This window comes from Microbacterium sp. 13-71-7, assembly GCF_002257455.1.
Taxonomy (GTDB): domain Bacteria; phylum Actinomycetota; class Actinomycetes; order Actinomycetales; family Microbacteriaceae; genus Microbacterium.
The window spans coordinates 1-8,122 of the sequence record NZ_NCKN01000190.1; the positions used below are offsets into that span (position 1 = coordinate 1).

Annotated in this window: 9 protein-coding genes; 7 read left to right on the forward strand and 2 right to left on the reverse strand. The window is 73.6% G+C overall.

Annotated elements, in window-relative coordinates:
- From B7X32_RS15780 to B7X32_RS15790, 3 genes are all read left to right on the forward strand, one after another.
- The coding region (locus B7X32_RS15780; protein WP_292721666.1) for an AMP-binding protein at positions 1-955 on the forward strand (955 nt) is incomplete at its 5' end.
- A 72-nt stretch (positions 956-1,027) separates the two neighbouring features.
- Entirely contained in the window at positions 1,028-2,224 is a 1,197-nt protein-coding gene (locus B7X32_RS15785) for a histidine kinase (RefSeq protein ID WP_292721669.1), read from the forward strand.
- Between the two features lie 146 nt (positions 2,225-2,370).
- Entirely contained in the window at positions 2,371-3,009 is a 639-nt protein-coding gene (locus tag B7X32_RS15790) for a response regulator transcription factor (RefSeq protein WP_292721670.1), read from the forward strand.
- Between the two features lie 114 nt (positions 3,010-3,123).
- On the opposite strand, the gene B7X32_RS15795 is transcribed toward B7X32_RS15790, so the two are convergent.
- On the reverse strand, positions 3,124-3,993 hold the full coding sequence (locus B7X32_RS15795) for a LysR family transcriptional regulator (protein WP_292721673.1): 870 nt from the start codon (positions 3,991-3,993) through the stop codon (positions 3,124-3,126).
- Between the two features lie 86 nt (positions 3,994-4,079).
- Here B7X32_RS15795 and B7X32_RS15800 point away from each other — a divergent pair, with 86 nt between their 5' ends.
- From B7X32_RS15800 to B7X32_RS15810, 3 genes are all read left to right on the forward strand, one after another.
- Positions 4,080-4,580: a carboxymuconolactone decarboxylase family protein gene (locus B7X32_RS15800; RefSeq protein WP_292721676.1), complete on the forward strand. Its 501-nt coding sequence runs from the start codon at positions 4,080-4,082 to the stop codon at positions 4,578-4,580.
- A gap of 136 nt (positions 4,581-4,716) precedes the next feature.
- Positions 4,717-5,061: a PadR family transcriptional regulator gene (locus B7X32_RS15805; protein ID WP_292721679.1), complete on the forward strand. Its 345-nt coding sequence runs from the start codon at positions 4,717-4,719 to the stop codon at positions 5,059-5,061.
- Between the two features lies 1 nt (position 5,062).
- Positions 5,063-5,851, forward strand: coding sequence for a permease prefix domain 1-containing protein (locus B7X32_RS15810; protein ID WP_292721682.1), 789 nt, complete (start codon positions 5,063-5,065; stop codon positions 5,849-5,851).
- A gap of 96 nt (positions 5,852-5,947) precedes the next feature.
- Here the strand turns inward: B7X32_RS15810 and B7X32_RS15815 are convergent, their stop codons facing one another.
- Positions 5,948-6,799 (reverse strand): helix-turn-helix transcriptional regulator, encoded by an 852-nt coding sequence (locus B7X32_RS15815; RefSeq protein WP_292721686.1) that lies wholly within the window; start codon positions 6,797-6,799, stop codon positions 5,948-5,950.
- 101 nt (positions 6,800-6,900) lie between these two features.
- Here B7X32_RS15815 and B7X32_RS15820 point away from each other — a divergent pair.
- The coding region (locus B7X32_RS15820; RefSeq protein WP_292721688.1) for an MFS transporter at positions 6,901-8,122 on the forward strand (1,222 nt) is incomplete at its 3' end.

Genomic DNA, 8,122 nt, shown 5'->3' on the forward strand with positions numbered 1-8,122 from the left:
GGCGAGCGCGGAGGCGACCGCGCGGCGGATCGGATCCGGGCAGTGGATGCTCGCCCTCTCGGCGGGCTATGTCGCCGGGCTCCAGGTGCTCGTGCGCGCGCACCTCGCCGGCACGTCGCCCGTGCTTCTGGAAGGCCGGTTCACGCCGGCCTCGTTCGTGGCGGCCACCCGCGGCATGACCGCGGGCCCGCGGTACGGGTCGCTCGTGCCGGCGCAACTCGCGACGCTCCTGGACGCGGCCGAGGACCGGGAGGTGCGCGAGGCGCTGGCCTCCTACGACGCGCTGCTCCTCGGCGGGCAGGCGCTGCCGCCGGCGCTCCGCGAGCGGGCCGCGGACCTCGGCGCCCGCGTCGTGCGCACCTACGGATCCAGCGAGACGGCCGGCGGCTGCGTGTACGACGGGGTCCCGCTGGACGGGGTGCGCGTCGCGTCCGTCGACGGCGAGCTGCGCATCGCCGGGCCGACGCTGGCCGACGGCTACCTCGGCGACCCCGTGCTGACCGCGCGGACGTTCGTCGCCGATGCGGCCGGCGACCGCTGGTACCGCACGGGCGATGCGGGCGAGGCGGGCGAGGGCAGGGTCGCGGTGACCGGGCGCGTCGACAACGTCATCGTCTCGGGCGGGGTGAACGTCTCGCTGGACCGGGTCGAGCGGGCGGTGCGCACCGTGGCGGGCCTGGAGGGCGCCGTCGTGGTGGCCGTCCCGGACGAGCGCTGGGGACAGGGCTCCGCGATCGTGGCCGCGCTGCCGGGCGGGTCCGCCGATTCCGCGCCGGCCGATTCCGCTCCGGCCGATTCCGCCGCAGGGCTGCTCGCCGCGGCCCGGGAGCGGGTCGCCGCGGAGGTGGGCGCCGAGGCACGCCCCGCCCGGATCGTCCCCGTCGAGGCGCTGCCCCTGCTGTCCTCTGGCAAGCCCGACCGTCGCGCGATCGCCGCGATCGTCGAGGCGGGCTGAGTCCGGCCGGGCGCCGGGGGATACATCTCCCGGCGGATGACCGTCGCGGATCCGGTCGCGTACCGTGAGGGGGTGATCCGCACCATTCCGCGCTTCTGGCTCGTGTTCGACATCGTCGGCAGCGCCATCGGCCTGCTGCTCACGCTGCCCCTCACGTACACGTTCGAGGCCGGCACGATGAGCCGCTGGATCCCGGACGGCCCGGTCTCAGTCCTGCTGGTGCTGCTGGTCGCGGTCATCCTCTGGGGCGCGGCCGCGATCAGCCGGCTCTCCCCGGTGCTGGCCCTGATCGTGGCGTGGATCGGCGCGCTGCTGCAGATGGCGTGCGGCTTCTCGCCCGGCGCCTACAACCTCGCGATCCTCGCCGTGGTCTTCGCGACATCGGCGTGGGGATCGGTGCGGCTGCTGTGGATCGGCGGCGCCTCGGCCCTGGGCGGCGGGCTCCTCGCGGGCGGCTACATGTCGCTGATCAACGAGCAGTCCCTCATCCAGGACACCGAGACGGGGCTGCGCGTCGCGCTGGTCGCGGTGCTCCTCGGCACCGTATCCGTGCTCACCCTCGTGATGGCGTGGGGCGCCGGTCTGCTCTGGCGGGTCGTGCTGCGCGGCCGCAGCACCAGGGAGGCGCAGGTGCGGGCCGAGGCGGTCGCCGTCGCGGAGCAGGAGCGCGTGCGGATCGCCCGCGACATGCACGACGTGGTGGCGCACTCCCTCGCCGTGGTGATCGCGCAGTCCGACGGGGCGCGCTACGCCGCGGCCGCGGATCCGGCGCAGGCGACCGCGGCGCTGACCACGATCGGCCAGACGGCGCGCGCGGCCCTCTCCGATGTGCGGCTGCTGCTCGCGCAGCTGCGGCACAGCGAGGGGCAGGGGCCGCAGCCCACGCTCGCCGACCTGGAGACGCTGTACGCGCAGGTGCGCGCCGCCGGGGTCGAACCGCGTGTCACCGTCGACCCGATGCCGCCGGGGGAGCCCCCGGCCGGCATCCAGCTGGCGGTGTACCGGATCCTGCAGGAGGCGCTGACCAACGCGATCCGGCACGGCTCCGGCGACGTGGACGTCTGGCTCGGCTGGCACGCCGACCACGTGCAGATCACGGTCCGCAACGGGGTTCCGCCGATGCCGCGGCAGGCGCACACGGAGCGCGGGCACGGCCTCATCGGCATGCGCGAGCGCGCGCAGCTGGTCGGCGGGACGCTCAGCGCGGAGCACGAGGCGGAGGGCTTCGTGGTTCGCGCGGCGCTCCCGATCGGTCCGGCCGCGGACTAGCCGGCGGGACCCGCGATGGGCGGGAACGGCGCGGTCGCCGACCGGCCGGCGGACCCGGCGCAGGGGCGGAGCGGTCCCGGCACCGCGCCCGAGGATGACAGACTTTCCGGAGGCGCGGATCCGATCGCGCGGGACGAGGAGACAGGATGATCCGTGTCGTGCTGGTCGACGACCAGGCGCTGTTCCGCGCCGGGATCCGCATGCTCGTCGCGTCGCAGCCCGACCTCGAGGTCGTCGGCGAGGCGGGCAACGGGCAGGAGGCCATCGAGGTCGTGCGCACCACGCGGCCCGACGTCGTGATGATGGACATCCGGATGCCGGTCATGGACGGGCTGACGGCCACGGCGCGCATCCTGGAGGAGGCGGATCCGCCCCGCATCGTGATGCTCACGACCTTCGATCTCGACGAGGCCGCCGCGCGCGCGATCCGTCAGGGCGCGAGCGGCTTCCTCCTCAAGGACGCGGATCCGGAGTTCCTGCTCGCGGCGATCCGCACGGTGCATTCCGGATCCAGCGTGATCGCGGCCTCGGCCACCCGCGACCTGTTCGCCCACTTCGCCGCGCCCGCGCAGACCCCGGTTCCGGCGAGCTACGGCGACCTCACCGAGCGCGAGAAGGAGATCTTCGCGCTCGCCGCGCGCGGCCTGTCCAACGCCGAGATCGCCGCCCGCGAGTTCCTCTCCGAGGCCACCGTGAAGACGCACATCAGCCGGATCCTCACCAAGCTCGCCCTGCGCGATCGCGTGCAACTCGTCGTCTTCGCCTTCGAGCACGGCCTGAACTGACCCGCCCGCCCCGGGTTACGCCCTTCCACTTCCGAGTCGTCCCCATGAGCGCACCCCAGGGCGTGCGCTCACGGGGACGACTCGAAGGTGGGGGTGTTTCCGAGGGGGCGCGGGCTACTCGTCGGGGTGCAGGAGCTCCAGGAGGGCGCGGGCGGCGCGGGTCGGGGTCGCCCGCCACACCACGCCCAGGCGCGAGCGCACCTCTGGCGCGTCGATCGGGATCGCGCGGATGCCCTCCCAGCGACGGCACGTCGCCGCGCTGACGACGCCGACCCCGAGCCCGCGCACCGCGAGCTTCTCGACCGCGGAGGGCGTGGACACCTCCCAGTGCGGTGCTCCCGCGCCGGGGCGCCCGGAGAGCAGCGCGTCGAGCGCCGCCCGGTCGCCGGTGCCCTCGGGGAGGGCGATGAGATCCATGCCGACCAGCTCGTCCGGGCTGATCCTGCGCCGTGCCGCCCAGGGGTGGGACGGGGCGACGACCGCGACCATCGGGTCGTCGAACACGACCACGGAACCGAGCCCGTCCGGCGCATGCTCGGCCCAGGCCACGAGCGCGAGGTCGATCTCGCCGCGACGGACCGCGCCGACCAGCTGCGCGGACGTGTCCTCGCGCAACCGCAGCTCGAGCCCCGGATGCGCGGCGCTGATCTCGGCGAGGGCGTCGTAGAAGCGGGGCCAGGTGAGGCCGAACACGGTGCCGACGCGGAGGGATCCGAGCAGCAGCCCTCGTAGGTCGGCCGCCGTGGCGCCGATCTCGCCGATCGCCTCGAGCGCGGCGCGGATGGCGGGCATCAGGCGCTCGCCCTCCTGGGTGAGCGCGACCCGGCGCGAGGTGCGGTCGAACAGGGCGACGCCGAGCTCGCGCTCGAGCTTCTGCACCTGGGTGCTCACCCCGGACTGGCTGACGCGCACGCGTTCGGCGGCCGCCGTGAAGGATCCCGTCTCGACGACGGCGAGGACATAGCGCAGCTGGTGAAGTTCCATCTCTGGAACAGATGATAGCGATAGGTATCAGCTGTTGGACGGATGGATCCCGATCGTCGATTCTGAAGGGGACGAAAGGAACGACCATGACCCTCACCGACACCTCGACCCAGACCGAGCCGACCGTCCCGATCCCCGTCCGTCTCGACATCGACACGGTCGCGCCGCGGTTCTCCCGCGCGCTCGCCGGACTCGACGCCGCGATGGTCCGCGAGCTCGATGCCGCGGGCATCGACGCCCGCCTGCGCGAGCTGGTGCGCCTGCGGGCCTCGCAGATCAACGGCTGCAGCTATTGCGTCGACCTGCATGCGGGCGACGCCGTCAAGGCCGGCGACACCGCCGCGCGCATCGCCGCCGTCGCCGTGTGGCAGGAGTCGCCCTTCTTCACGGCGCGTGAGCGGGCCGCGTTCGCCCTGACCGAGAGCATCACCCGCCTCTCCGAGACCCATGTGCCGGACGCGGACTGGGCGGCCGCCGCCACGCGCTTCTCCCCGGAGGAGCTCGGGGCGCTCGTGTCGCTCATCGTCGTGATCAACGCCTGGAACGCCGTCGGCGTCTCCACGCACGCCTGGACCGGATCGATGTAGGCGGCGACTCCCGCGCGGCCGACCTGGAGTCCCGCGTCCCTGGACGAAGCCGGCCGGCGCCAGGGCTCGGGAAGCCTGGGCGAACTCCCAGCAACCAAGACTGTCTATGCATCGACCGTCTAGGTAAAGTCGCCTCATGGCAGACGAACGACTCCGAGGCAATCTCGAGATGCTGGTCCTGGCGACTCTCGCGCGCGGATCCGCCCACGGCTACGCGCTCGCCGAGGCGCTGCGCACCGCGAGCGGCGGCGAGTTCGACGTGCCGGAGGGCTCGCTGTACCCGGCGCTGCACCGCCTGGAGCGATCCGGTGCGATCACGAGCGAGTGGGTGCACGACGGGCGCCGGCGCCGGGTCTACGCGATCACGGCGGCCGGTGCGGCGCAGCTGACCCGCGAGACCGGGGCGTGGCAGCGCTTCGCCGACGGCGTGGCCTCGACGCTCGCGGCCCCCTCGATCCGCCCGGCCGTGCAGGGGGTGTGAGATGACCGACGCGATCGATCGCTATGTGGCGCAGCTGGCCGACCGGCTGGGTGCCGGCCAGGACGCGTGGCGTCTGCTCGCCGAGACCGACGGGCATCTGCGTGACGCGCAGTCGGCGCTGCAGGCGCAGGGGATGGATCCCGCCGAGGCCGCGGAGGTCGCGGTACGACGCTTCGGGGATCCCGCCGCCGTCGCCAAGGCGCGCTCTCCGCGGCGTCGTGCCGTGGGACTGCTCAGCGGCGGCTGGCTCGTCGTCTCGCTGGGCCTCGTGGTGATCGGGCTCAGCGGACTGGCGTCGTGGGCGCTCGAGGCGATCTGGGGGCCCGCGTTCCTCGCCGGCGACGTGAACGGGGTGACGTACACGGCCGCGCGCTGCGCCGACTTCCTGGGCTTCTTCCCCCAGGCGGGCAGCTGCGCCGCGGCGGCCGCGATGCATCACTCCGACGAGATCGTCTCCGAGCGGCTCGCCGCCGGGATCCTCGGCATCGTGCTGCTCGCGGCCTGGCTGCTGGTGCGGCGCCTTCGGGGCGCGGTGCCGATCGCCAGGGAGGATCGCCGCATGCTGCTCGTCGCCAGCGCCGTGGCCTTCCTCGGTGTGGGGATGGTCGGTTTCGGCTCGGGCGTGCTGTCCGTCGCCCTCGATCTCGTCCGTGGTCTTGCGGTGGCCGGTGTGGGCGTGCGCCTCAGCGACGGCGCGATCGCCCTGGTCGCGGGCGTCGTCGCCCTGATCCTGCTCGTGCGTTTCGCCCGCCGCGGCGTCTCCGCACCGTCCGCGCCGGCCCCGGCCTGACGCTCCGGCCCGGGCTGACGATCCGGCCGGCCTCACGATCCGGCCGGCCTCACGATCCGGCCGGCCTCACGATCCGGCCCTCGCGGCCGACGCACTTCAGGCGAGGAGCCGGAGCGCGTCGGCCGTCGGGCTGTCGGGAACGGCGAGGTGCGTGAGGAGGCGCTGGCCGTTGCCCTCGGGGAGGTTCAGCGCCTCGTAGTGCAGGTCGAGATCGCCGACGTGCGGGTGATGCAGCCGCTTCTCGCCGCGGGAGCAGAGCCTGACATCGTGCTTCGCCCAGAGCCGGGCGAAGTCGGCGCTGTGCATCGCGAGATCGCCGACGAGCTCGGCCAGCAGCCGGTCGTCGGGATGCTGCGCCGCGATGTAGCGCAGTGACGCGACCGCGAGCGCGGCTTCGTCGGCCCAGTCGCGATGGAGCTCGCGGGTGTGGGCGTCGAGGAAGAGCAGCCGCATCTGGTTCGGTCGCGTCGCGGGCGCATCCGGCGCGGTGAACGGGAGGTGCCCGGCCAGCAGGGCGTGCCCGAGCGGATTCCAGGCCAGGATGTCGTTGCGGCGGCCCAGGAGGATCGCGGGAACGGTGGGCATCGCCGCGAGCAGCGCGAGGGCGCCGGGGTGCGCCGTCTCGGCGCGGACGCCACGACGGCGGGCGGCGGGAGTCGGCCGTGCGAGCTCGAAGAGGTGGGCGCGCTCCGCGTCGTCGAGATTCAGCGCCCGCGCGAGCGCGTCGATGACGGAGTCGCTCGCGTGGGACGAGTGGCCCTGCTCGAGACGGGTGTAGTAGTTCACGGAGATGCCCGCGATCTGGGCGAGCTCCTCCCGCCGGAGGCCCGGCACCCGACGCGTGCCCCATCGCGGGATCCCCGCCTCGGCGGGCGTGACGGCGTCGCGGCGGCTGCGGAGGAAGTCGCCGAGTTCGCTCGCAGGGCGGACGGGGGAGGGTGGTCGCACCGTTCCAGTGTGACGGACGCCGCGCCGCTCAGGGTGTCCCTGTCGGTGGTACCCGGAGCAGGATCTGGTTGCAGGACGCGGCGCGTTCGAGGGTGGACGGCATGACCACTCATCCTTCGCCGTCTCCCGCCGATGCGGGCGCGGCGGCTCCCTCCGTCGGCATCCGCCAGCGCGTCGCGCTCCTCGTGCTGCTCACGGCGAGCTTCACCCTGGCCCTGGACTTCTCGATCCTCAATGTCGCGCTGCCGCGCATCGGCGCCGACGTGGGGTTCCGCCTGGCGGATCTGCAATGGATCTCCACGGCGTTCGCCGTCTGCGCTGCGGGGTTCACCCTCCTCTTCGGCCGGCTCGCCGATCTGTTCGGGCGTCGTCGTCAGTTCCTCGCCGGGATGGCGCTCCTCGGCGCGGCCTCGCTGCTGGGCGGACTCGCGGGCGAGCCGTGGCTGCTCCTCGTGGCGCGGGCGGCGCAGGGCATCGCCACCGCGGCGGTGACCCCGGCGGCGCTGTCGCTGCTGACCACGTCGTTCCCGGAGGGGGCGATGCGCGCGAGGGCGCTGGGGATCAACGGGGCGCTGATGGCTGCGGGCTTCACCACCGGCGCGATCCTGGGGGGTCTCCTCACCGACCTGATCAGCTGGCGGTGGGCCTTCTTCGTCAACGTGATCGTCGCGGTCGGCGTGCTGGCGGTCGGCCCCATGGTGCTGAAGGAGACGCCGTCGCCGCAGCGTCCGCGTCTCGATGCGCCAGGGGCTGTGACGGTCACTCTCGCGCTCGTCGCGGGGGTGTACGGGCTGACCCAGGCCGGCCAGCACTCGTGGAGCGACGTGCGGAGCTGGGGCGCGCTGGGCGTCGCAGCCGTCCTGGTCCTCGCCTTCCTCGTCATCGAGCGGACGGTTCCCGAGCCGCTGGTGCCGCTGCGGGTCCTCTCGCGCCGGACGACGGGGTGGGGAAATCTCGCCGGCGTGCTCGCCTTCGCGACGCAGACGTCCGTGGTGTTCCTGCTGAGCGTGTTCCTCCAGGAGGTGCGTGGATACACCCCCTTGCAGACGGGCCTCACGTTCGCGGTGATGGGCATCGGCACCGTGATCGGAGGCGTGATCGCCCCGCGGATCATCGCCCGTGCGGGAGGGCGGCGCGCCATCGTGTCCGGGCTGGTGGTCCAGGGGATCGCGACGCTCCCGCTGGCGTTCCTCGGAGGTCAGGGGCCGTGGCTGATCGTGCTGCTCATCGCGACCTTCGTCGGCGGCGTGGCCAATCTCGTGGCCATCGTCGGGTTCATGGTCACCGCCACCTCCGGTCTTCCCGACGCCGAGCAGGGGCTGG

Excerpts from the sequence above, each read along its gene's own strand:
- B7X32_RS15790 (WP_292721670.1), top strand. The coding sequence starts at position 2,371 with ATGATCCGTGTCGTGCTGGTCGACGACCAGGCGCTGTTCCGCGCCGGG.
- B7X32_RS15795 (WP_292721673.1), bottom strand. The coding sequence starts at position 3,993 with ATGGAACTTCACCAGCTGCGCTATGTCCTCGCCGTCGTCGAGACGGGA.
- B7X32_RS15800 (WP_292721676.1), top strand. The coding sequence starts at position 4,080 with ATGACCCTCACCGACACCTCGACCCAGACCGAGCCGACCGTCCCGATC.
- B7X32_RS15805 (WP_292721679.1), top strand. The coding sequence starts at position 4,717 with ATGGCAGACGAACGACTCCGAGGCAATCTCGAGATGCTGGTCCTGGCG.
- B7X32_RS15810 (WP_292721682.1), top strand. The coding sequence starts at position 5,063 with ATGACCGACGCGATCGATCGCTATGTGGCGCAGCTGGCCGACCGGCTG.